Source organism: Marinobacter sediminum, assembly GCF_016820575.1.
Classification (GTDB): Bacteria; Pseudomonadota; Gammaproteobacteria; order Pseudomonadales; family Oleiphilaceae; genus Marinobacter; species Marinobacter sediminum.
The window spans coordinates 567692-589964 of record NZ_JAEMQH010000002.1 but is presented as its reverse complement, the minus strand read 5'-3'; the positions used below and the strand labels follow the sequence as shown (position 1 = coordinate 589964).

The following is a 22273-nucleotide window of genomic DNA, read 5'->3' as shown; positions in this document are numbered from 1 at the left end:
TGGTAACGAATACCGCGTTTAGCGGGCTTCTTCCCAGGTCTTCAACAGCTCATCGTAGGCAACAGTCTTACCCTGGGGCTTCTCGTTGGCCAGTTTGGCCTTCGGCGAGCCCGGCTGATCCAGCCAGTACTGCGGATCACGCTCCTCGTTCAGCTTCGGACCACAGTTCGGCATTACGCTGGCACGCTCCAGGCGCTCCATTACGCGATCCTGAGCCTGCGCCAGTCCGTCCAGTGCTTTCTGGGGAGTTGCCTCACCGCTTGCGGCCTGGGCGATATACTGCCACCACAGCTGCGCCAGCTTCGGATAGTCAGGCACGTTGGTACCGGTTGGCGACCACTGCACCCGAGCCGGGCTGCGGTAGAACTCAACCAGGCCGCCCAGCTTGGGCGCCATTTCCGTCATCGCCTCAGACTCGATGTCAGACTCACGAATAGGCGTCAGACCCGCGATGGTCTTTTCCAGTGACACAGTCTTGGACACCGTGAACTGTGCATACAGCCACGCGGCCAGACGACGCTTCTCCGGGGTGGATTTCATGAAGGTCCAGGAACCCACGTCCTGATAACCCAGCTTCATGCCCTCTTCCCAGTAGGGTCCGCGAGGAGACGGAGCCATCCGCCACTTGGGCGTGCCATCTTCGTTGACCACCGGCAGGCCGTCTTCGATCATGCTGGCTGTGAAGGCGGTGTACCAGAAAATCTGCTGAGCCACGCCACCCTGGGCAGGCACCGGGCCAGCTTCGGAGAAGGTCATGCCCTGCGCTTCAGGCGGCGCGTACTTACGCAGCCAGTCCACGTACTTGGTGGTGGCAAAAACCGCGGCCGGTCCATTGGTGGCACCACCACGACTGACACTGGATCCTACCGGATGACATTCCTCAACCCGGATACCCCACTCATCAACCGGCAGGCCATTGGGCAGGCCCTTGTCGCCAGCACCCGCCATGGAGAACCAGGCGTCGGTGAAACGCCAGCCCAGTGACGGATCTTTCTTGCCGTAGTCCATGTGACCATAGACTTTCTCGCCGTCGATCTCTTTGACGTGGACAGAGAAAAATTCGGCGATGTCTTCGTAGGCCGACCAGTTAACCGGCACACCCAGCTCGTAACCGTAAATTTCCTGGAACTGTTTCTTCAGGTCTTCGCGCTCAAACCAGTCGGCGCGGAACCAGTACAGGTTGGCAAATTGCTGGTCTGGCAGCTGGTAGAGCTTACCGTCAGGACCGGTGGTGAATTCGAGACCGATGAAGTCCTCAAGATCCAGCGTTGGCAAGGTCAGGTCCTTGCCTTCACCGTTCATGATGTCCTCAACCGGCATCACCTTTCCGTAACGGAAGTGTGTACCGATCAGGTCTGAGTCGTTCACCCAGCCATCATAGATGTTACGGCCAGACTGCATTTGGGTCTGCAGCTTCTCGATCACGTCGCCTTCCTGAATCAGGGTATGAGTCAGGTTGATGCCGGTGATTTCAGAAAACGCCTTGGCCAGAACGTTGGATTCATACTCGTGTGTAGCAATCGTTTCAGAGACTACGTTGATGTCCATGCCACGAAATTCCTTCGCGGCTTCGATGAACCACTTCATCTCCTCCATTTGCTGCTCTTTGGTCAGCGTCGACCGCTTGAAAGAGTCGTTCACCCACTTTTCAGCGGCGTCCGAATACTGATCGGCGCTGGCCTGAAAGCTCAAACCAAGCGCCGCAGCACCGATCGCGGCGCCCAGAAGCATGGTTCGAGGATATTTATTATTCTTGAACATATCCAACCTCGTTCGTCCTTATTGAATGGAGCGGAACAGCCTCTGTCCCGCTTCCAGAGTCATAGCGCTCATACGTCGCTATTCTTTCACGTCGAAACCGAAAACTGCTCGGTTCCGACCATGATTCAGAAATTAGTTCGTTTGCGAAATCTTTACAACCGGCACCCGGTCTAAGGTGATCCGGCTAACCCCAGCGCAACAGCACCAGCAGCCAAACCACCGACACCGCCAGCGCAACCAGCAACGTGATATCGCTGACCGCGAGAAAGGTCAGGTGGATATACGCCGCCGACAGCAGGCCAATGAACAGGCGATCACCCCGTGTGGTGGCGATGGGCAGAAAGCCCTTACGCTCGGTGCAAGGGGACACAATTTCGTAAACGGTCATCACCGCCAGAATGGCTGCAATGACAGCGAAAAAAATGGCAACGGACGGAGTCCAGTTCATCCACGCAAGCATGTCTGTTCTCCTTTAAACGCGTCCAAGAGCGAAGCCAGTGGCAACGTGGTTGCGCACGAACCAGATCACCAGAATGCCGGGAATGATGGTGAGCACACCGGCTGCCGCCAGAACCCCCCAGTCGATCCCGCTCGCCCCCACCGTTCGGGTCATGATGGCGGCGATGGGCTGGGCATCCACTGACGTCAGCGTTCGCGCCAGCAGCAGCTCAACCCATGAGAACATGAACGCGAAGAACGCGGTTACACCAATGCCGGACCGAATCATCGGCAAAAAGATCTTCACGAAGAATTTGGGGAAACTGTAACCATCAATGTAGGCCATTTCGTCGTACTCGCGCGGTACCCCGGACATAAAGCCCTCCAGGATCCAGACCGCCAGCGGCACATTGAACAGGCAGTGCGCCAGGGCGACCGCAATGTGGGTATCGAACAGGCCAATGGACGAATACAGTTGAAAGAATGGCAGCAGGAAAACCGCGGGCGGTGCCATCCGGTTACTCAGCAACCAGAAGAACAGATGCTTGTCGCCGACGAACTTGTAGCGGCTGAATGCGTAGGCGGCCGGCAGCGCCACCAGCAGCGTGATCACCACGTTAATCGAGACGTACAGCATGGAGTTCAGGTAACCGTTGTACCAGCTCGGGTCGGTAAAGATGGTCGCGTAGTTGGCGAAGGTGAAATTCTCCGGCCAAAGGGTCAGCCCGCTCAGAATCTCCTGGTTCGTCTTGAACGACATGTTCAGCAACCAGTAGATCGGCGTCAGCAGCAGCACGATGTAGATCGTGATCCCGATGTTTTTGGAACGTGTCTGTTTCATCGCGCCCTCCTTATTTTTCTTTGTCGGCGTGAGTGATGGCGGTAAAGAACAGCCAGGAAATCAGCAATACGATCAGGAAGTAGATCAGGGAGAACGCCGCCGCGCGGCCCAAATCGAATTGACCTATGGCCATGGTGGTCAGGGTCTGGCTGAGGAACGTGGTTGAGCTTCCCGGGCCACCCCCGGTCAATACGAAGGGCTCGGTGTAGATCATGAAGCTGTCCATGAAACGCAGCAGTACCGCGATGATCAGCACGTTCTTCAGCCGTGGCAGCTGGATGTAGCGGAACACCGCCCACTTCGAGGCCCGGTCGATCTCCGCGGCCTGATAAAACGCCTCCGGAATCGCCCGCAATCCCGAGTAGCACAGCAGCGCCACCAGCGGAGTCCAGTGCCACACATCCATCAACAACACGGTAAACCAGGCATCGACGGTGTCGCCGGTGTAGTTGTAATCAAAGCCCATGGAGTTCAATGCCCAGCCGAATAGGCCGATATCACCCCGGCCGAAGATCTGCCAGATGGTGCCCACCACGTTCCAGGGAATCAGCAGCGGAATCGCCAGCAGGATCAGCACCAGCGATGCCTTCATGCCGGATTTCGGCATCATCAGGGCAATACCAATACCGAGGGGTATCTGGATCATCAGCACGGCGCCCGAAAACAGGAACTGGCGCATCAGTGAGTCCTGCAAACGCTCGTTGGTGAGCACCTCTTTGAACCATTCGGTGCCCACATAGTAGGCCTGGCCGGGTCCGAAGATATCCTGAACCGAGTAGTTCACCACCGTCATCAACGGTACCAAGGCCGAGAAGGCAACCAGAAGGAAAACCGGCAGCACCAGCCACCAGGCACGGTTGTTGGGTATTTTGACCATCACTGCTGCTCCTTGATCAGAAACTCATCCACGTACAGCATCAGCCACTGTTTCGGGAAAAGGAGATGAACACTGGCGCCCACGTCGCTGTGGAAGTCTTCGCTCTGGCGCACTTTCAGCTTCTGGCCACCCACCTCAACGGTGACAATCTTGTAGGTGCCAAGGTCCTCCACGTCCAGAACCGAAGCCTCCAGAGAGTCATCCGACGGGCTTTCAGAAATTTCGATAAATTCCGGGCGAATACCAATCTTCAGGTTATCGCTCTTCACCCGTTGCAGCAGGTTGTTCTGCCAGGCCTCAAGCGGCACGAACACACCGTTGAACATCACCCCTTCCGGGCGCCGCTCAACGGGGATCAGGTTCATCCCCGGACTGCCGATAAAGAAACCCACGAAGGTGTGGTTAGGCCGCTCGAACAGCTCCGTTGGCGTACCGAACTGAACAATCTGCCCCCCGTACATCACCGCGATCTTGTCAGCGAAGGTGGACGCCTCAAGCTGGTCATGGGTGACGTACACCATAGTGATGTCGAACTTTTCGTGGATCTGCTTGAGCTTGCGTCGCAACTTCCACTTCAGCTGTGGATCGATCACCGTCAGAGGCTCGTCAAACAGGATCGCGGAGACGTCCTCGCGCACCAGGCCGCGCCCCATGGACACTTTCTGCTTTTCATCAGCAGTCAGGTTCTTCGCCTTTTTGTAGAGTTTGTCCCCAATTTCCAGCACTTCCGCGATCTCGTGGACCCGGGCCTTGATCTGGGAGGTGGGCACCTTGTTGTTCTTGAGCGGGAACGCCAGGTTGTCGAATACGGTCATCGAGTCGTAGATCACCGGGAACTGGAACACCTGAGCGATGTTGCGTTCCCTGGGCGATAATTCATTCACCCGGCGGCCATCGAACAGTACATCACCCTCAGAGGGCGCCAGCAGTCCGGAAATGATGTTGAGCATGGTGCTCTTGCCACAACCCGAGGGGCCCAACAGTGCGTACGCACCACCCTTCTCCCAAACATGGTCGAGTTGGCGAATGGCGTAGTCTTCCGCTCCGGTTGGCGTGGCACTGTAGCTGTGCGCCAGCGATTTCAATTGAATTTCAGCCATCAGGCAGCTCCTCCTGAAACCTGGGACGGGGTGTGCACCAGCTGTTCGTTGCTGTCGAATACGAACAGCTTATTGATCGGCAGGTAGACCTTGACCGGCGCACCGGTGTGGTAGGAATGAACGCCCATCAGCTGCAGCACCATTTCGAAATGACTGTTCTCAACGTGCATGAAGGTTTCCGAGCCACTGATTTCGCTCAGCTCCACCTCCATAGACATTTCAAGATCATCATCGCTGGTCGGCACCAGGCCGATGTGACTTGGGCGAATACCGAACCAGTAATCGCCAGGCGTCAGCTTTGACAGCCCCTGTGTCAGGGCGTGATGGGAGTATTCGTCAAAGGTGACTTCGGTGGCCGATACCCGGCCCCGAATCATGTTCATGGGCGGCTCGCTGAACAACTGGGCTGCCAGCGTATTGACCGGTGCCCGGTATACATCCATCACCGGCCCGCTCTGCACCACTTTTCCTTCGTGCAACAGGGTCGTCGTGCCACCTAGGGCGAGTGCTTCATTGGCTTCCGTAGTTGCGTACACGGCGATGCACTGGCGCTCCCGGAACAGATGACGCAGCTCCGCCCGCAGCTCTTCCCGCAGTTTGTAGTCCAGGTTTACCAGGGGCTCATCAAACAGCACCAGGGTCGAATCCTTGACGAGGGCACGGGCCATGGCCGTGCGCTGCTGCTGGCCACCAGACAACTCCAGGGGGTGACGCTTTAGCAACGGCTCGATTTGCAGCATCGAGGCGGTTTCCTTAACCCGACGATCGATCTCGCTCTCGGGTGTCTTGGCCAGACGCAGCGGTGAGGCAATGTTTTCGTAGACGGTGAGGTTCGGGTAGTTGATGAACTGCTGATAGATCATCGAAATGTTGCGGCTCTGGACTGACTGGCCAGTTACGTCGGTGCCGTTATAGATCAGGCGGCCGCTGGTCGGCTTATCCAGACCAGCCATCAGGCGCATCAGAGACGTTTTCCCAGCCAGGGTACGACCAAGCAGAACATTGAAAGAACCCGCCTCAAAGGTGAGGTTGGCATCCCGGATGAAATCGACACCATCGACCTCATGGGAGAGATTCTCCAGTACTAAGGACATAGACCTTCCTTTTTGTTCTTTTGCGAACGCTAAGCGGAGTGTGTTGGCGGACTCCGAACACTACAAATGCCAAACGCCAACGCAATCCATGTACCACTTTTGTGCAGACTGTAAGTGCAAACACTTACAACTCTGTTTTTTAGACATTTTTTCAGATCTTCAAAAATCTTTCCGCCAATGTTCGAATGTTCGTTTAACACTGTTTTGTGCAGTTTGAACATTGACGAACCGGTCAATTGAACACATCATTGAACAATTCGTGCCACCAATCTGAACAGTTACGGCGCACTCGGCCAACAATAAAAGCTAAGGCGACCACCGGGATCAGGGTTATGCGAAAAAACGAACGCTCAGAAGAACGACAGCTCGTAACCGACTCCTGGAACCGCTGCCTGGCCTGGGGCCTAGGCCACGACGACAAACCGGCACCCCAAATCGCCGATCCGGCCTATCTGAAAGAAGTCGAGCTGAAGCACCAGGAACTGATGACCAGCACTGCTGCCGAAGTGGTGCCCTATTACCGGAACGTCCTATCCAGCAGCCGCTGCCTGATCCTGATGGCCGACCCGGACGCCACCATCCTTAAAAGCTGGGGTGATGAGCGCGTCACCGACGCCCGCCTCCGCCCCTGGCTCCAGCGTGGCGCCAACTGGCAGGAATCCGTGTGCGGCACCAACGCCATTGGCACCGCGATTGCCAGCCAACTGCCCGTTCAAGTCCAGCGCAATGAACATTTTCTCAAACAGTTCCGCAGTCTGATTGGTTCGGCCGCGCCCATTTTCGACACTGAGAAACAGCTCGCGGGCGTGCTCAGCGTCTTCAGCGACGCCTACCTGCCCCAGGCCCACACCCTGGGCATGGTGCGCCTGCTGTCCCAGTCGGTGGAAAATCGTTTGATCATTCGGCAATTCGAAGCCAGCCACGTCCAGATCACCCTGAATACCACCGCTGACAATTTCGACAGCCCCTGGTCCGGCATCCTGATTTGCGACAGCACGGGTAAGGTCGTGGCCAGCAACCAGCGCGCCGACCAGCTGCTGGCCACCAGCACGGTGCAGCGTTACCTCGACGAACTGTTCACCAGTTCTCGCCAGCACATCCTGGGCCACCCCGAGCACACCGCCATACAGCTTGTCACCAGGGGCAAAGTACGCCTGAGCGCCCGGCTGAAGCGACCATCTGCACCCACCAGCGCGGCCACCACCACGACAGCCGCTGCCGGAAACCCCGACTCACAGGCCAACCCGGATAGCCGCGACATAACGTCGCGCCAGGATCTCTCCAGCCTTGAGTACGGTGACAACTCGGTGCGTCGCTGTGCCGATCAGTCGCTTAAAGTACTCCACCGTGGGGTACCGGTACTGATCACCGGCGAAACAGGGGTGGGCAAGGAGGTTATGGTGAAAGCCCTGCACCGGGCCAGTCCGCGCTGCAATGAACCATTGGTGGCGGTCAATTGCGCGGCTATCCCGCCGGAGCTGGTGGAGTCAGAGCTGTTTGGCTACGAATCGGGCGCCTTTACCGGCGCGCGGGCGCAGGGCTCGCTGGGCTTAATCCGAAAAGCCCACAAGGGCATTCTGTTTCTCGATGAAATTGGCGAAATGCCACTGGCCGCGCAATCCCGCCTGCTTCGGGTGCTGCAGGAGCGCGTTGTCACCCCGGTCGGCTCCACCGAGAGTGTGCCCGTGGACATCCTGTTGATCACTGCGACCAACAGGCCTCTTTCTTCACGAATTGACGCCGGTCAGTTCCGGGCGGATCTGTTTTACCGGATTAACGGCTTGTCGGTGCAGCTACCGCCCCTGCGCCAACGCACCGACAAACGAGAGCTGATCCAGGATATTTACCGCCAGCACCGGGATCCGGGCCAGTGTGAGGAACTACCCCCTCAGGTGCTGTCGGCGCTGGAAAACCACCCCTGGCCGGGCAACATTCGGCAGTTAGTCAATGTACTGCGGGTCGCCATCGCGATTGCCGACGGCGAAGAAGTGGATATCTGGCATTTGCCGGAGGACTTTTTGGCGGAATACGACACGGCCTCACCCACCCAGCAAAGCCGGCCAGATCGCGCTGACCGGGCCAGCCTGAGCAACCCGGAGCAAGACCCTGAGCCTCCGACCGACCCACTCACCCGAACCTTGCAGGTTTATCGGGAGTGCACCGGCAACGTGTCGGAGACCGCGCGACAGCTTTCCATAAGCCGCAACACACTTTACAAGAGATTGCGCGAACTAGGGATCCGCTGACTCAGAGCCGACCGAGGCAAACAAGGATAGTGCGGGAACCGATGGTGCCTCGATCGATGGAGAGAAGGTAATGGGTCATTGGCTGCTCATGGTCCGGGTTCTTTTTATGGGACTTTATTTGGTGAGGTTCTATTTTTTTCGGCTTTTTACCTTTTTGAACATAAATGCCAAGAGATTTTCCCATGCAGGTTCAGCCGAGTTGAGACAAGCCATTAAAAAGGCTGCACAAACTGGCCTTAAGCACTAAACTTCGGGAATGTTTTCAGACGCTCACTGTTTCGCATCAGAAAAAGAAATCACGCGGAGGTAAATGCCATGGCACAGCGGCGCCGACAGGACTTGATCATGGAGCTGATCCAGCAAAACGGGTTCGTGACCACCGAGCAACTCGTTGATCAGTTCAAGGTGACGCCCCAGACCATCCGCCGAGACCTGAATGAGCTTGCCGAACAGAACAAGTTACGCCGTCATCACGGCGGTGCCGGTATCGACTCCAGCACCACCAATACCGCGTACCAGGCTCGAAAGATCATGGATTTGGAGGCCAAAGAGCGCATCGCGGCCGCCATGGTCAAGATGATCCCGGATAACTCCTCCATGTTCATCAACATTGGCACCACCACCGAAACCATCGCCAAGGCTCTGCTGGAGCGCAAAAACCTGCAGATCGTTACCAACAACCTGCACGTTGCCTCCATCCTCGCAGCGAAAGAGGATTTTCACGTGATCATTGCCGGTGGTGAAGTACGTAATCGCGACGGTGGCATCGTGGGCGAAGCCACGCGGGACTTCATCAATCAGTTCAAGATGGACTTCGGCATCATTGGCATCAGCGGTATCCACAGCGACGGTTCACTGCTGGATTTCGATTACCGCGAAGTACGCGTAGCCCAGGCCATCATCGCCAACTCCAATCAGGTTTTGCTGGCTGCCGACCACACCAAATTTGGCCGCAACGCCATGGTGCGCCTGGGCAACATTACTCAGGCCGACCACGTATTTACTGACAAGCAGCCGCCCTCCGAAATCAGCCAGTCCCTGGCCGAGCACAATGTGGAATTGCACATCGTTTAACCTAAGTTTTTCGCCCCGATTACCTTCAGAACCAGCGCTTCAAAACCCACCCAGGCCTTCGCTTATTATTTTCGTTTTTTTTCTCTATTTTCCTTTACGAATATGTTCCGCTTTCGCATAATGATCGTGTTGTTAATTTAGGTCGAAAAGTGAGCAGCCGGGGTGATTTTTCTGGCGCTGGCTTTTTTGGCTCAGGCAGGAGAAAGGCAGCAATGGCTAAAGAACACCAGCACTATGACGTTGTCGTCGTCGGCGGCGGGGTCAACGGCACCGGTATCGCCATGGACGCGGCAGGCCGGGGACTGAAAGTACTGCTGTGTGAAATGAACGATCTTGCATCGGCAACCTCCTCCAGCAGCAGCAAATTGATTCACGGCGGCCTGCGATACCTGGAGCACTACGAATTCCGCCTGGTGCGGGAAGCACTTGCCGAGCGCGAGTCACTGCTGCGCAACTCGCCCCACATCATGTGGCCCATGCGCTTTCGACTGCCCCACCGCCCTCACCTGCGTCCAGCCTGGATGATTCGCACGGGCCTGTTCCTGTATGACCACCTGGCCAAACGAGAACTGCTGCCGGGCTCGCGCTCGATCAAGTTCGACAGCTCTGACCCGCTCAAGCCGGAAATTACCAAGGGCTTTGAATACTCGGATGGCTGGGTGGACGATGCCCGCCTCGTAATCCTGACCGCCAAAAAGGCTGAGCAGTCCGGCGCCCGCATCCTGACCCGCACCAAGTGCGTGAAAGCTGAACGTGGCTCTGCCGACTGGAAGGTGACGCTCCGGAACATGGCTGACAACTCAGATGAAACCGTCACTGCCAAAATGATCGTCAACGCTTCCGGCCCCTGGGTAAGCAGCCTGTTTGGCGAAACCCTGTCGATGCCGGCACCCAAGATGATCCGCATGGTGAAAGGCAGTCACATTGTCGTTCCCAGAATGAACAAGGGCACCGAGGCCTACATCCTCCAGAACGAAGATGAGCGCATCGTTTTTGTTATTCCCTACGAGGACGAATTCTCTCTGGTCGGCACCACGGATGTGGATTATGAGGGCGATCCCAGGAAAGCGAAGATTTCGCCGGAGGAGACCGAGTACCTACTAGACATCGTCAATTCCCATTTCAAACGGCAGCTGACCGCCGAGGATGTGGTCTGGTCATACTCTGGCGTGCGCCCGTTGATGGACGACGAGCAGGAAAACGCCCAGAAGGCTTCCCGGGACTACTCATTTGAGGTCAGTGCCGAGAACGGCAAAGCACCCCTGATTTCGGTGTTCGGTGGCAAGATCACCACCTACCGGAAACTGGCAGAAGCGGCCACCGACAAGCTGTGCCAGTTCTTCCCGAATGCCCGCGGGCGCTGGACCAAGACCGCGCCCCTACCAGGCGGTGATTTCGCCGACCACGACAGTCTGGAATTAAAATTGACGGCCGATTTCCCGTGGTTGGATAAGGCCGTGATCAGCCGGTATGTGCGCACTTACGGCACCAGCTCCTACGACATCCTGAAAGGATGCAGCAGCATGGCAGACTTGGGCGTGCTCTTTGCCGGCACACTTTACCAGGCCGAGGTGGAGTACCTGATGACTGAGGAGTGGGCCCACACCTCCGAGGATATCCTCTGGCGGCGAACCAAGCAGGGGCTGTATGCGAATGAGGAAAATGTTCGGGCGCTGGATCAGTTCCTGATGGCGCACGCCACCGGCGACAACGACAGCGGCCCGGTGCACCAACACGCCTGAGCCTCGGCCGAATACATCGCTCCGGCCGGATGAACTTCCGCCCGGAGCTTTTTTGTGGCAGTTACTCCCTTAGCAACTGGGCCACCCTATGTTGCACGGCCGGTATCACGTCCTGCTCAAACCAAGGGTTTCGGCGCAGCCAGAGGTTGTTGCGAGGACTGGGGTGCGGCATGGGAACCACGGCCGGCCAGTGGTCCTGCCAGTGACGAACTTGGTCAGTAACTGAGCGGGCCTTACCTCCAAGATGCCAGGCGTGGGCGTACTGACCAATGACCAGGGTCAGACCAATGTTCGACAACCGCCTGAGCAGCTCCGAACGCCAGGCCGGCGCGCATTCCGGCCGTGGTGGCAAATCGCCGGATTTACCGGTACCCGGGTAGCAGAAGCCCATGGGCAGAATGGCCAGCTTCTGTTCGTCGTAAAAGGTATCCCGGGTCACCCCCATCCACTGCCGTAGCCGGTCCCCACTGGGATCGTTGAACGGCAAGCCAGTCTCATGGACACGCCGCCCGGGCGCCTGCCCCACTACTAAAATGCGTGACGACTCGGACAGCTGAATCACCGGCCTTGGGCCCAGGGGCAGGAACTCGGCACACAAGGTACACGCCCGCACCCGCGCCACTAACTCTGCAAAAGATAACTCGCTCAACTCCGCAGGCTTTTGCAAAGCAACCTCCTGATCATTGCGAACGAACGGATTTCGCCTGACTATAGGCTCTTCAGTGTATAGGAGAAAACCCGATGACCTCCAAGGCCAGCGCCCTGCCCGACATCGATGTTGAGGAATTTCGGAAGGTGGTCCGCAGCCGCCGTTCGATCCGCCGCTTCAAGCCAGACCCTATCCCAAGGGACGTCCTGAGTGAATGCCTGGAACTGGCGACCTTGGCGCCAAACTCCAGCAATTTGCAGCCGTGGGAATTTTTCGTGGTGGAATCCGCAGACCTGAAGGCCAAGCTGGCAACGGCCTGCCTGGGGCAGAACGCAGCCAAAACCGCTCCCGTGTTGATTGCCATCGTCGCCCGCCCCGACACCTGGCGCAAACACGCGCGCCAGGCCCTGGACGAATGGCCGGAAGCGTCACTACCGCCCATTGTCGACAAGTACTACCGCACCGTTGCCCCCATTCATTACAACCAGGGGCCGCTGGGTGTGTTTGGCCTGACCAAGAAAGCCGCCGGAATGGCGTTGGGCATGCTCCGCCCGATTCCCCGTGGCCCTTCATCGACCAGTGATATGAAAGTCTGGGCAACCAAATCAACCGCGCTGGCAGCGCAGAACCTGATGCTGGCCCTGCGTGCCCACGGCTACGATTCCTGCCCCATGGAAGGCTTTGACGAGTGCCGGGTGAAGTCGCTGCTGAAGATTCACCGGAAAGGCCTGGTCACCATGGTACTGGCGGCGGGTAAACGCGCTGATAACGGCGTTTATAACCGCCAGTACCGGTTCGACCACGACCAACTGGTGCATTACCTGTAACCGCCAGCCCCGAGCACTGGTTACACCTCGGGGTTGGCCAGCGCCTCGGCGGCACCCAGTAAACCGGTGTAGGGCTCGGTCACGACAAACACCGGCGTGTACTCCAGCAGTGGTCGCATCCGGCCTTTGTCTTCAAAGCCTTGCTGGAACGGGCTTTCCAGGAAGAAATCGAGAAAACGGGGCAGAATGCCGCCGCACAGATAAACGCCGCCCGTGCCCCCAAGGGTCAGTACGCCGTTCCCCGCAACTCGCCCCAAGATCTCACAAAAGTGACGAAGGGTGTGCCGGGCCAGGGAATCGACCTGCTCCAGGGCCGCCGCGGTGATCTTTTCCGGGGCATCGAGTGGCGCTGCCACACCCTGAATTTCGGCGTGGGCCTGATAGAGGTTCAGCAACCCCTGGCCACAGAGAATTCTCTCAACCGACACCCGCCCGAACCGGGCCTTCAGAATCCGCAGGATGGCCATCTCGGTGTCGTCGGTGGGGGCAAAATCCACATGCCCACCCTCGGTCATCAGTGGCACCCAACCGTGCTGCAAAGGCACCAGTCCGGAGACGCCCAGCCCGGTACCAGGCCCGATCACGAGCCGCGCACGGCGGGGATCGCCCGGCCCGCCACACACCCGCACCAAATGCTCTTCCGGCACATGGGGCACGCCCAGCGCCATGGCGGTAAAGTCATTGATAACCTTGAACGCCCGCCAGCCAAATTGCGCCCGAACCTCTTCTGTATCAAAGCGCCAATGGTTGTTGGTCATCCGGATCTGGGTGTCTCGCACCGGTGAGGCAACGGCAAAACAGGCCTCACTTACTTCACTCACCCCTACCCTGGCCAGGTAGTCCGTCACTGCACTGTCGATGTTGTCGTAGTCACCGCAGCGAAGCACCTCGATAGCCTGCGGGCGAACGTCGCCCTGCTTCACCAAGGCGAAGCGGGCGTTGGTGCCGCCGATGTCTCCGACCAGTGAATACTGTGTGTCTGTCATGCCTCGTGATTCCAGAAAAAGCTAGCGCCTTGCTCCGGGTTGCTGGCTGCACGACGCATCCAGCCAAACATCTCCCGACCGTAGCCGTGATGATACGCACTCAGGTCTGCTTTGAAAGACTCACGTTTGGCCAATTCCTCGTCATCGATGTCGATGCGCAGTGAACCCGCCTTGGCATCAACACAGATTCGGTCGCCCGACTTAACCCGCGCCAACGGGCCACCATCCAGCGCTTCCGGATAGACATGAATGGCGGCCGGCACCTTACCCGAGGCACCGGACATGCGGCCGTCGGTGACCAGCGCCACCTTGAACCCCCGGTCCTGCAGCACACCCAGATACGGTGTGAGCTTGTGAAGCTCCGGCATGCCATTGGCCTTCGGACCCTGGAACCGCACCACAACCACACAGTCCTTATCGAGATCACCGGCATCAAAAGCTGCCTTCAGCTCGTTCTGATCGTTGAACACCACCGCCGGCGCTTCCACGATTTGATGCTCGTCGGCCACCGCGGAAACCTTGATCACACCGCGCCCCAGGTTGCCATCGAGGACCCGCATGCCACCGTCCGGCGCAAAGGGCTCGGAGGCTGTGCTCAGAACATCCGGGCGCAGGCTCTTCTCCGGGGCCGGCTTCCAGACCAGCTTGTCGTTGTCCAGTTCAGGGCCCTGGGTATAACGCTCCAGGCCATGTCCCATGACTGTCTCGACATCATTGTGCAGGTAGCCCGCATTGAGCAGTTCACGGATCAGGAACGGGGTACCGCCGGCCTCGTGGAAGGCATTCACATCTTCCTGGCCATTCGGGTAGATGCGGGTCATGGACGGCACCACGGACGACAGCTCGGCGTAGTCGTTCCAGTCGATGATGATGCCGGCTGCCCGGGCAATGGCAATCCAGTGAATGGTGTGGTTGGTCGAACCGCCGGTCACCAGCAGCGCAACCAGGGCATTCACGATGCTTCTCTCGTCCACCATGTCGCCCAGGCCAAGCTCACCGCCGTGGGGCTTCGACAATTTGATCACCTGCTCCGTTGCCGCCTGGGTGAGACGGTCCCGCAATGGCGTGTTCGGATTCACAAAGGCCGAGCCCGGCAGATGCAGGCCCATCACCTCAACCAGCAACTGGTTGCTGTTGGCGGTGCCATAGAAGGTGCAGGTACCCGGGCTGTGGTAGGACTTGCTCTCGGCCTCCAGCAGTTCGTCCTTGCCGATCTTGCCCTCGGCATAGAGCTGACGGATGCGCTGTTTTTCCTTGTTCGGCAGCCCTGAGGGCATCGGCCCGGCAGGCACCAGAATGGTGGGCAGGTAGCCGAAGCTCAGGGAGCCAATCAACAACCCCGGCACAATCTTGTCGCAGATACCGAGCAGCACCGTGGCGTCAAACATGTTGTGGCTCATGGCTACCGCCGTACTCATGGCGATGGTGTCACGCGAGAACAGGCTCAGCTCCATACCTGGCTGACCCTGGGTAACGCCGTCGCACATGGCAGGCGTACCGCCGGCGAACTGCGCCACCGAACCCATGTTGTGGGCCGCCGCGCGGATCATGTCCGGGAACTTTTCATACGGTTGGTGGGCCGAAAGCATATCGTTGTACGCCGATACGATCGCCACGTTGGCCTTGTTCATGAACTTCAGGGTGTCTTTGTCACCCTGGCTGCAAGCGGCAAAGCCGTGAGCAAGGTTGCCACAGGAGAGACTGCTCCGATGGGGAGATTGCGCCTTCAGCTGGTTCATTCGGTCGAGGTAGTCCTGCCGGGTGGCACGACTGCGCTCAATGATTCGTTGGGTAACTTTTTCAACGGTTGGATGCATGATGGGCTCCATCGGTCGCATAGAAGACATATTGAATTGGGCGTAATTTTACGTTCTTTTTTGACATCTTTCACCCAAATATCGTTCAAACTTTCTTTTTTTGTTGTTATATTTACTACATTAAACTCAACAAACGAACAAAAAACACCCAAATCAGGAGTCGGACGATGACTATTCGCATCGCAATTAACGGTTTTGGCCGCATCGGTCGCAACATTCTCCGCGCACTTTATGAAAATGACTACCGCAAGCGAGTCCAGGTTGTCGCCATCAATGATCTGGGTGACGCCGAGACCAACGCCCACCTTCTTAAATACGACAGCGTCCACGGCCGCTTCGATGGCGTGGTGGGACACGATGCCGAATCACTGACCGTTAATGGCGACCGCATTGCCATTACCGCCATCCGCAATCCGGAAGAACTGCCCTGGAGCGACCTGCACGTGGACGTGGTATTCGAGTGCACTGGTCTGTTTACCAAACGCGACGAGGCAGCCGCTCACCTGAAGGCCGGCGCCCGCAAAGTCATCATCTCAGCGCCCTCACCCGACGCTGATGCCATGGTGGTTTACGGCGTCAACCACCATACCCTGACCGCCGAGCATGAAGTCATCTCCAACGCCTCCTGCACCACTAACTGCCTGGCTCCTGTTGTTGAAGCCCTGCACAAGAGCGTCGGCATCGAAAGCGGCCTGATGACCACTATCCACTCCTACACCAATGACCAGAAGCTCAGTGACGTTTACCACACTGATCTTTACCGCGCCCGCTCGGCGACCCAGTCGATGATTCCCACCAAAACCGGCGCTGCCGCTGCCATTGGCAAGGTGATTCCCGAGCTGAATGGCAAACTCGACGGCCTGGCTGTTCGGGTGCCCACCATCAATGTGTCACTGGTAGACTTCGGTTTTATCGCCGGTCGCGACACCACGGTCGAAGAAATCAACGCTGCCGTGCAAGCCGCGGCTGAAAACAACCCGGTTCTGGGCTTCAACACCGAGAAGCTGGTCAGTGTAGACTTCAACCACAATGCTCTTTCCAGCGTATTCGATGCCAATCACACGCGCGTGCTCGGCCGTCATGTAAAAGTCATGGCCTGGTACGATAATGAGTGGGGCTTCTCGAACCGCATGCTCGACAACGCCATTGCCCTGATCAAGGCTGGCCAGTAACTCTGGCTGCCTTGCCCAGTTCCGCTACTTTTAAAGAGACGCACCCGATTAACCATAGGACACCAACCATGCTCAGGCGCACCAAGATTGTCGCCACACTCGGTCCCGCGACCGACTCTCCCGAAGCCCTCGCCGCCATTATCGGCGCCGGCGTCGACGTTACCCGACTGAACTTTTCCCACGGCAGTGCGGAAGATCACATTCAGCGTGCCCGCCAGGTACGCGAAGCGGCTGCCGCACAGGGCCGGTTCGTTGCCCTGCTGGCTGACCTGCAAGGCCCGAAACTGCGGATTGCCCGTTTCGCCAACCACAAGGTCACCCTGACAGCCGGCCAAAGCTTTGTCCTCGATGCCAGCATGGACAAGGAAGCCGGAACCGAAACCCACGTCGGCATCGATTACGAGCAACTGATCGAAGACGTGAATCCAGGCGACATCCTGGTTCTGGACGACGGCCGCATCGAGATGGAAGTGCAGTCTGTGGACGACCACAGCATCACCTCCACGGTCCTGATTGGCGGCCCCCTCTCCAACAACAAGGGCCTGAACAAGCGCGGCGGCGGCCTGTCAGCGGACGCCCTGACCGAGAAAGACAAGCAGGATATCGTGACGGCAGCCCGGCTGAACGCCGACTATGTTGCGGTGTCTTTCGTGCGCACTGCCGAGGACATGCATACGGCTCGTCGACTGCTCAACGAAGCGGGCTCCGACGCCGGCCTGGTTGCCAAGATCGAACGGGCCGAACTCGCCCACGACGTGGAAGCCCTGGACGCCGTTATCGAAGCCTCTGATGCGGTCATGGTGGCCCGAGGTGATCTCGCCGTTGAGATCGGCGACGCGGAACTGGTGGGCGTGCAGAAGCACATCATCCAGCGGGCACGGGTACTGAACCGTGCGGTCATTACCGCCACCCAAATGATGGAATCGATGATCACCAGCCCGATGCCAACACGCGCCGAGGTGTCCGATGTCGCGAACGCGGTCATGGACTACACCGATGCCGTGATGCTGTCAGCTGAAACCGCGGTGGGTGATTACCCGGTGGAAGCCGTTGAGGCAATGGTTCGCATCTGCCTGGGCGCCGAGAAGCACCCGTCAATGCACCAGTCCAAGCACCGGATTCACGAGAGCATGGAGCGGGTCGACGAGGCCATTGCGCTGTCTTCGATGTACGCGGCCAACCACCTGGAGGGTGTCGCTGCCATAATCTGCATGACTGAAACCGGCGCTACGCCGCGACTGATGTCTCGCATCAAGTCCAGCCTGCCGATTTTTGCCTTCTCCCGTCATCACTCAACACAGCATCGGGTAGTGCTGTTCCGGGGCGTCCAGACCATACCGTTCGACTCTGCCAAGATTCCGAACGAGCAGACCAATGCCCTGGCCGTGTCAGAACTGGTTAATCGTGGCGTGGTTAGCGAGGGCAATCTGGTGGTGATTACCAAGGGCGACTATGTGAATGCCCAGGGTGGCACCAACACCATGAAGATCGTAAAGGTAGGTTCGGAAATCCGCTAATACGGGGATGGAGAAACCTGCGCTCACGCTTCGAACAAAACACCTAGAACGGAGCGTGAACAAACCTTGCGGCCAGCGTTGTTTTTGACACTGGCCGCAAGGGCACTTCTTAAAGCCCGCGAGTTACAGGGTTGAGAGTTATAAATCTGCGAGACTGTCCCGAGCAATCTGGGTGACCTGCGCCCAGTCTTTAGCAGCAACCACATCTGCCGGTGTCAGCCAGGATCCGCCCACCGCCTTAACGTTCTTCAGCGCCAGATAGTTTTTCGCCGTATCGCGACGAATACCACCCGTCGGGCAGAAGGTCACATCGCTAAAGGGTCCACTGAACGCTTTCAACGCCGGCACACCGCCAGACACTTCAGCCGGGAAGAATTTGAACTCGCGGTAGCCCAGGGCATACCCCATCATCAGTTCTGACACGGTTGAAACACCGGGCAGCAACGGAGCTTCCGAGGTTACGCCAAATTCAAGAATGGCTTCGGTCACACCAGGGGTAATCACAAACTGCGCTCCCGCCGCTTCGACCTGGCGATACTCGGCCACACTGGTGACCGTGCCGGCGCCAACCCAGGCGTCAGGAATGGCTTCACGCACGGCTTTGATGGCACTAACACCGTGTTCAGTCCTGAGAGTGATCTCAAGCACGTTGATGCCACCGTCAACCAGCGCCTGACACAGCGGAACAGCATCTTCCAGCTCATTGATCGCGATAACCGGCACCAGAGGCGAGGCCGCCAACACGGCCTGGACGCGCTCGCGCTGGAATTCAGAAAGTTGGGTCATGGGTTTTTACTCCAATAAATCATGAAAAGCAGACTCAGGGACTCCAGAACACATTGAGTCCAGGCTGAAGAAAAGCGCGCACCGGCATTGCCATCACGTCGTTCGGATTGGCCAGCGCCTGCTCCAGAGTCTCAAGCTTGTCCTGGCCCTTCAGGTGTAGCGCAGTAAACCGAGCATCCTTCAGTACCGGCCAGGTCAGTGTGATTCGTTGCTGGGATTGGGACGGCGGCGTGGCCGCAGCCACCCGGTCCGGGCAGTCGGCACTGATCGCCTCAGCCAGCTCCGGCGCGTCCGGAAACAGAGACGCCGTATGGCCGTCATTCCCCATACCCAGAATCAGAACATCCAGGGGCAGCGCCAAATCAGCCAATTCCGCATTCACCGCCGCCAGCCCCTCAAGCGGGGTCGCACCTTGCTGCTTGAGCGACAGGTAATTGGCAGCCGCAGCTTTGCCCTGCAACAGATGCGCCTTCACCAACTGGGTATTGCTGGCCGGATCGTCCTCGGCTACCCAGCGCTCATCCGCCAACACGACATCAACCCGCTGCCAGTCGAGCGCCTTCTCCGACAGGGCCTTGAAAAATGGCAGCGGTGTCGAGCCACCCGAAACCACCAGGCTGGCTCGCGGAGCCTGCGCCAGCCGGGTTTCAAGAACCTCAGCCACAGCATCGGCCAGCGCCACGGCGACCTGCTCCGGGGTCTCCCCGAAGCGTGGAAGCATACCCTCAGGCAACTGAATATCAGGCGTCTTCATACCAGCTCCTTCCGTCACGAGTGATCATGGCGATGGACGCCACCGGGCCCCAGGTACCGGCGGCATAGCGCTTGGGAGGAGCGCCACTGTCGCGCCAGTTCTGGATGACCTGATCAACCCAGCGCCAGGCGTGTTCAACCTCGTCGCGGCGAACAAACAGGTACTGATTGCCTTTCATCACCTCCCACAGCAGACGCTCGTAGGCATCTGGAATCCGGTCGGTGTCAAAGGTCTCCGAGAAGGTCAGTTCCAGAGGGCCCTGGCGCAATCGCATACCCTTATCCAGACCCTGGTCCTTGGTCAGGATCTTCAGCGACATACCCTCATCCGGCTGCAACCGGATAATCAGCTTGTTGTTGGCCAGGTGCTTCTGATCCGGATCGAAGATGTAGTGCGGCGCAGGTTTGAAATGAATGATGATCTGGGAAAGCTTTTCCGGCAGCCTTTTTCCGGTGCGGATGTAAAATGGCACACCGGACCAGCGCCAGTTGTCGATTTCAGCCTTCAGCGCCACAAAGGTCTCGGTATCACTGCCTTTGTTGGCACCCTCTTCTTCAAGGTAACCGGGCACAGGCTTGCCATTGCTGGTACCCGCTGTGTACTGGCCGCGAACCACGTGGCTTTCCATTATGTCTGGAGTCACCCGCTTGAGCGCCTTGAGCACCTTTACCTTTTCATCACGAATACTGTCCGCCGATAGATCCGAAGGGGGGTCCATGGCGATAAGGCACAGAAGCTGGAGCAAGTGGTTCTGAATCATGTCCCGGATCTGGCCGGCCTGATCAAAATAGCCCCACCGACCCTCAATACCGACACTCTCCGCAACGCTGATTTCAACGTGGGAAATGTGGTTCTGGTCCCACTGTGAAGCGAACAGGTTGTTGGCAAATCGCAGGGCGATCAGGTTCTGTACCGTTTCCTTACCCAGGTAATGATCAATACGGAACAACTGGTTCTCGTTGAACACCTCGCCCAACTCATCGTTGATCACCTTGGACGACTCAAGGTCATGACCAATGGGCTTTTCTACCACTACCCTGGTGTTCTGGTTGCAGCAATTTGCCGCCCGCATACTTCGGGCAATCACACCGTACATGGACGGCGGCGTCGCCATGTAAACGATCAGTTCGTTATGGGCGTCGTCTCGCCAGTCGTTGAGAACGCTGAAGCCCTCGGGATTGCTGAAATCGAGAATCTGGTAGTCGACCCGCTGCAAAAACTTGTCAGCAACGGTGGCATCAAACTCTTCCGGCTTGACGTATTGCTTCAGTTTTTCGAGCAGTTGCTGCCGAACACTGTCGGTGTCCGCTTCCGTGCGCGCAACGGCGAGAATGCGGCTGCCTTCAGCAAGCAGCTTGGCCCTCTCCAGTTGGTAAAGTGCAGGAAACAGCTTGCGTTGAGCGAGATCGCCCAGTGCGCCAAACAGCATAAGGTCACAACGGGTATTGCTTTTATTGGCCATTGGATCCTTCTCTCCGGTGGGTAAGGCGATCACAACGCCAGTCGGCTCGCCTTTGGATGTCGGGGTTCGATGTAGTAATTTTATGCAAATAATGACATCGGGGATCGGGTTTTCCAAGGAAAAAATGCACTAAATGACATTTTTACTACCCCAAAGCAGGAAGAAACGCGGTATAATCAGCGCCGTCGAAAAACAACGAACGCCAAAGAGTCAGGGAGTACTTTTAATGGCCGCGAATCAGGCGCACCGCGATGAAAATCTGCTTACCGACATTCAGTCCCGGCTAGACAGTCTCAACAAATCCGAGCGCAAAGTAGCAGAAGCCATTCTTCGCGATCCCAGCGCCGCCACCCGCTACAGCATAGCTGCGCTTGCCCGGGCCGCCAATGTCAGCGAACCCACCGTCAACCGGTTCTGTCGCGGATTTTCCGCCACCGGTTTTCCGGACTTCAAGATCCGGCTGGCGCAGAGCATCGCAACCGGCACTCCCTATGTCGGCCAGAACGTCGAGGCTAACGATACGGTCTCAGAATTTGCTGACAAGATCATGCTCAGCACCATTGCCAGTCTCGACAAAGCTCGCCAGGCCCTGGACCCGGACGCCCTGGCTACCGCTATCGACTACCTGATCCAGGCCAAGCAGATCAATTTCTTCGGTATGGGCGGCTCAGCGTCCGTGGCGCTGGATGCCCAACACAAGTTCTTCCGCTTCAACATTCCGGTAATGTCTTACGACGATGCATTAATGCAGCGCATGGTGGCAGCCGGTTCCAGTGTGGGCGACGTGATCGTGCTCATCTCCTACACCGGACGCACCCGGGAAACCGTGGACATCGCCCAGCTGGCACGCGCCAATGGCGCAACCGTGATTGGCATCACCAACCCCGATTCGCCCCTGGCCGCGGTCTGCAGCGTGGTGGTCGGCGTCACCGCGCCCGAGGACACCGAGGTCTACATGCCCATGTCGTCCCGAATCATCCATCTGACTGTGATTGATATCCTGGCCACCGGCGTCACCCTCAAGCGTGGCGCGGATTTCCTGGGGCACCTCAAAAAAATCAAAGAGAGCCTGAAGCCGACCCGGTTTCCGTCCGAATAAAACCCGCCGGCCGCGCGCTTGCGCTCAAAAG

General features: G+C 57.9%; 19 protein-coding genes. 7 read left to right on the top strand and 12 right to left on the bottom strand.

All coding sequences use genetic code 11. The annotated features are described in order from the left end of the window. Nucleotides 1–18: 18 nt before the first annotated feature. The 6 genes from FGO67_RS09555 to FGO67_RS09530 all read right to left on the bottom strand — a co-directional run bounded on the left by FGO67_RS09555 (nucleotide 19) and on the right by FGO67_RS09530 (nucleotide 6111). Nucleotides 19–1761, bottom strand: a complete 1743-nt coding sequence (locus FGO67_RS09555; RefSeq protein ID WP_203300486.1) for an ABC transporter substrate-binding protein — start codon at nucleotides 1759–1761, stop codon at nucleotides 19–21. Between the two features lie 184 nt (nucleotides 1762–1945). Beyond that, nucleotides 1946–2221 carry a DUF2160 domain-containing protein gene (locus FGO67_RS09550; RefSeq protein WP_203300485.1) on the bottom strand — a complete coding sequence of 92 codons (276 nt, stop codon included), beginning with the start codon at nucleotides 2219–2221 and terminating at the stop codon, nucleotides 1946–1948. Nucleotides 2222–2233: 12 nt separating this feature from the next. After that, complete coding sequence (locus tag FGO67_RS09545; protein WP_041341722.1) at nucleotides 2234–3040, bottom strand: carbohydrate ABC transporter permease; 807 nt, start codon at nucleotides 3038–3040, stop codon at nucleotides 2234–2236. A 10-nt stretch (nucleotides 3041–3050) separates the two neighbouring features. Further along, a complete protein-coding gene (locus FGO67_RS09540) occupies nucleotides 3051–3917 on the bottom strand; it encodes a carbohydrate ABC transporter permease (RefSeq protein ID WP_203300484.1) in 867 nt (288 codons plus the stop codon). After that, the gene (locus FGO67_RS09535; RefSeq protein WP_203300483.1) at nucleotides 3917–5017 is read right to left on the bottom strand and encodes an ABC transporter ATP-binding protein; all 1101 of its coding nucleotides are present in this window, start codon (nucleotides 5015–5017) and stop codon (nucleotides 3917–3919) included. Before FGO67_RS09535 ends, FGO67_RS09540 begins: the two co-directional genes overlap by 1 nt. After that, entirely contained in the window at nucleotides 5017–6111 is a 1095-nt protein-coding gene (locus FGO67_RS09530) for an ABC transporter ATP-binding protein (RefSeq protein ID WP_203300482.1), read from the bottom strand. Before FGO67_RS09530 ends, FGO67_RS09535 begins: the two co-directional genes overlap by 1 nt. A gap of 332 nt (nucleotides 6112–6443) precedes the next feature. On the opposite strand from FGO67_RS09530, the gene FGO67_RS09525 reads away from it, so the two are divergent. From FGO67_RS09525 to glpD, 3 genes are all read left to right on the top strand, one after another. Continuing rightward, a complete protein-coding gene (locus FGO67_RS09525; RefSeq protein WP_203300481.1) occupies nucleotides 6444–8357 on the top strand; it encodes a sigma-54-dependent Fis family transcriptional regulator in 1914 nt (637 codons plus the stop codon). Nucleotides 8358–8672: 315 nt separating this feature from the next. After that, entirely contained in the window at nucleotides 8673–9431 is a 759-nt protein-coding gene (locus FGO67_RS09520) for a DeoR/GlpR family transcriptional regulator (protein WP_203300480.1), read from the top strand. 212 nt (nucleotides 9432–9643) lie between these two features. After that, complete coding sequence (glpD, locus tag FGO67_RS09515) at nucleotides 9644–11173, top strand: glycerol-3-phosphate dehydrogenase (RefSeq protein WP_203300479.1); 1530 nt, start codon at nucleotides 9644–9646, stop codon at nucleotides 11171–11173. Between the two features lie 61 nt (nucleotides 11174–11234). Here glpD and FGO67_RS09510 read toward each other — a convergent pair whose 3' ends face one another. After that, nucleotides 11235–11840, bottom strand: a complete 606-nt coding sequence (locus tag FGO67_RS09510; protein WP_238942318.1) for a uracil-DNA glycosylase family protein — start codon at nucleotides 11838–11840, stop codon at nucleotides 11235–11237. 74 nt (nucleotides 11841–11914) lie between these two features. Between FGO67_RS09510 and FGO67_RS09505 the strand changes: the two genes are divergently transcribed. Beyond that, a complete protein-coding gene (locus FGO67_RS09505) occupies nucleotides 11915–12649 on the top strand; it encodes a nitroreductase family protein (protein WP_203300478.1) in 735 nt (244 codons plus the stop codon). A 20-nt stretch (nucleotides 12650–12669) separates the two neighbouring features. Here the strand turns inward: FGO67_RS09505 and FGO67_RS09500 are convergent, their stop codons facing one another. Further along, the gene (locus FGO67_RS09500; RefSeq protein ID WP_203300477.1) at nucleotides 12670–13635 is read right to left on the bottom strand and encodes a glucokinase; all 966 of its coding nucleotides are present in this window, start codon (nucleotides 13633–13635) and stop codon (nucleotides 12670–12672) included. Beyond that, entirely contained in the window at nucleotides 13632–15452 is a 1821-nt protein-coding gene (edd, locus tag FGO67_RS09495) for a phosphogluconate dehydratase (protein WP_203300476.1), read from the bottom strand. The genes FGO67_RS09500 and edd overlap by 4 nt, the downstream gene beginning before the upstream one ends. A gap of 167 nt (nucleotides 15453–15619) precedes the next feature. On the opposite strand from edd, the gene gap reads away from it, so the two are divergent. Both gap and pyk read left to right on the top strand, forming a co-directional pair. Next, nucleotides 15620–16624, top strand: coding sequence for a type I glyceraldehyde-3-phosphate dehydrogenase (gene gap, locus FGO67_RS09490; RefSeq protein ID WP_203300475.1), 1005 nt, complete (start codon nucleotides 15620–15622; stop codon nucleotides 16622–16624). Nucleotides 16625–16692: 68 nt separating this feature from the next. After that, on the top strand, nucleotides 16693–18141 hold the full coding sequence (gene pyk / locus FGO67_RS09485; protein ID WP_203300474.1) for a pyruvate kinase: 1449 nt from the start codon (nucleotides 16693–16695) through the stop codon (nucleotides 18139–18141). Between the two features lie 138 nt (nucleotides 18142–18279). On the opposite strand, the gene FGO67_RS09480 is transcribed toward pyk, so the two are convergent. Genes FGO67_RS09480 through zwf form a run of 3 tightly spaced genes read right to left on the bottom strand, consistent with a single transcriptional unit; the run spans nucleotide 18280 to nucleotide 21143 of the window. Then, complete coding sequence (locus FGO67_RS09480) at nucleotides 18280–18927, bottom strand: bifunctional 4-hydroxy-2-oxoglutarate aldolase/2-dehydro-3-deoxy-phosphogluconate aldolase (protein ID WP_203300473.1); 648 nt, start codon at nucleotides 18925–18927, stop codon at nucleotides 18280–18282. Between the two features lie 34 nt (nucleotides 18928–18961). Then, the gene (pgl, locus tag FGO67_RS09475; protein ID WP_203300472.1) at nucleotides 18962–19681 is read right to left on the bottom strand and encodes a 6-phosphogluconolactonase; all 720 of its coding nucleotides are present in this window, start codon (nucleotides 19679–19681) and stop codon (nucleotides 18962–18964) included. Beyond that, nucleotides 19668–21143 (bottom strand): glucose-6-phosphate dehydrogenase, encoded by a 1476-nt coding sequence (gene zwf / locus FGO67_RS09470; RefSeq protein ID WP_203300471.1) that lies wholly within the window; start codon nucleotides 21141–21143, stop codon nucleotides 19668–19670. The genes pgl and zwf overlap by 14 nt, the downstream gene beginning before the upstream one ends. Before the next feature lie 226 nt (nucleotides 21144–21369). Here zwf and FGO67_RS09465 point away from each other — a divergent pair, with 226 nt between their 5' ends. Further along, nucleotides 21370–22242, top strand: a complete 873-nt coding sequence (locus FGO67_RS09465) for a MurR/RpiR family transcriptional regulator (RefSeq protein WP_203300470.1) — start codon at nucleotides 21370–21372, stop codon at nucleotides 22240–22242. Nucleotides 22243–22273 lie beyond the last annotated feature (31 nt).

Bases quoted from the DNA above. Each gene is read 5' to 3' on its own strand.
- FGO67_RS09505 (WP_203300478.1), top strand. From the start codon at position 11,915: ATGACCTCCAAGGCCAGCGCCCTGCCCGACATCGATGTTGAGGAATTT.
- FGO67_RS09550 (WP_203300485.1), bottom strand. From the start codon at position 2,221: ATGCTTGCGTGGATGAACTGGACTCCGTCCGTTGCCATTTTTTTCGCT.
- pyk (WP_203300474.1), top strand. From the start codon at position 16,693: ATGCTCAGGCGCACCAAGATTGTCGCCACACTCGGTCCCGCGACCGAC.
- FGO67_RS09465 (WP_203300470.1), top strand. From the start codon at position 21,370: ATGGCCGCGAATCAGGCGCACCGCGATGAAAATCTGCTTACCGACATT.
- FGO67_RS09500 (WP_203300477.1), bottom strand. From the start codon at position 13,635: ATGACAGACACACAGTATTCACTGGTCGGAGACATCGGCGGCACCAAC.
- zwf (WP_203300471.1), bottom strand. From the start codon at position 21,143: ATGGCCAATAAAAGCAATACCCGTTGTGACCTTATGCTGTTTGGCGCA.
- FGO67_RS09520 (WP_203300480.1), top strand. From the start codon at position 8,673: ATGGCACAGCGGCGCCGACAGGACTTGATCATGGAGCTGATCCAGCAA.
- FGO67_RS09530 (WP_203300482.1), bottom strand. From the start codon at position 6,111: ATGTCCTTAGTACTGGAGAATCTCTCCCATGAGGTCGATGGTGTCGAT.
- FGO67_RS09535 (WP_203300483.1), bottom strand. From the start codon at position 5,017: ATGGCTGAAATTCAATTGAAATCGCTGGCGCACAGCTACAGTGCCACG.
- gap (WP_203300475.1), top strand. From the start codon at position 15,620: ATGACTATTCGCATCGCAATTAACGGTTTTGGCCGCATCGGTCGCAAC.
- pgl (WP_203300472.1), bottom strand. From the start codon at position 19,681: ATGAAGACGCCTGATATTCAGTTGCCTGAGGGTATGCTTCCACGCTTC.
- FGO67_RS09480 (WP_203300473.1), bottom strand. From the start codon at position 18,927: ATGACCCAACTTTCTGAATTCCAGCGCGAGCGCGTCCAGGCCGTGTTG.
- FGO67_RS09555 (WP_203300486.1), bottom strand. From the start codon at position 1,761: ATGTTCAAGAATAATAAATATCCTCGAACCATGCTTCTGGGCGCCGCG.
- FGO67_RS09545 (WP_041341722.1), bottom strand. From the start codon at position 3,040: ATGAAACAGACACGTTCCAAAAACATCGGGATCACGATCTACATCGTG.
- glpD (WP_203300479.1), top strand. From the start codon at position 9,644: ATGGCTAAAGAACACCAGCACTATGACGTTGTCGTCGTCGGCGGCGGG.
- edd (WP_203300476.1), bottom strand. From the start codon at position 15,452: ATGCATCCAACCGTTGAAAAAGTTACCCAACGAATCATTGAGCGCAGT.
- FGO67_RS09525 (WP_203300481.1), top strand. From the start codon at position 6,444: ATGCGAAAAAACGAACGCTCAGAAGAACGACAGCTCGTAACCGACTCC.
- FGO67_RS09540 (WP_203300484.1), bottom strand. From the start codon at position 3,917: ATGGTCAAAATACCCAACAACCGTGCCTGGTGGCTGGTGCTGCCGGTT.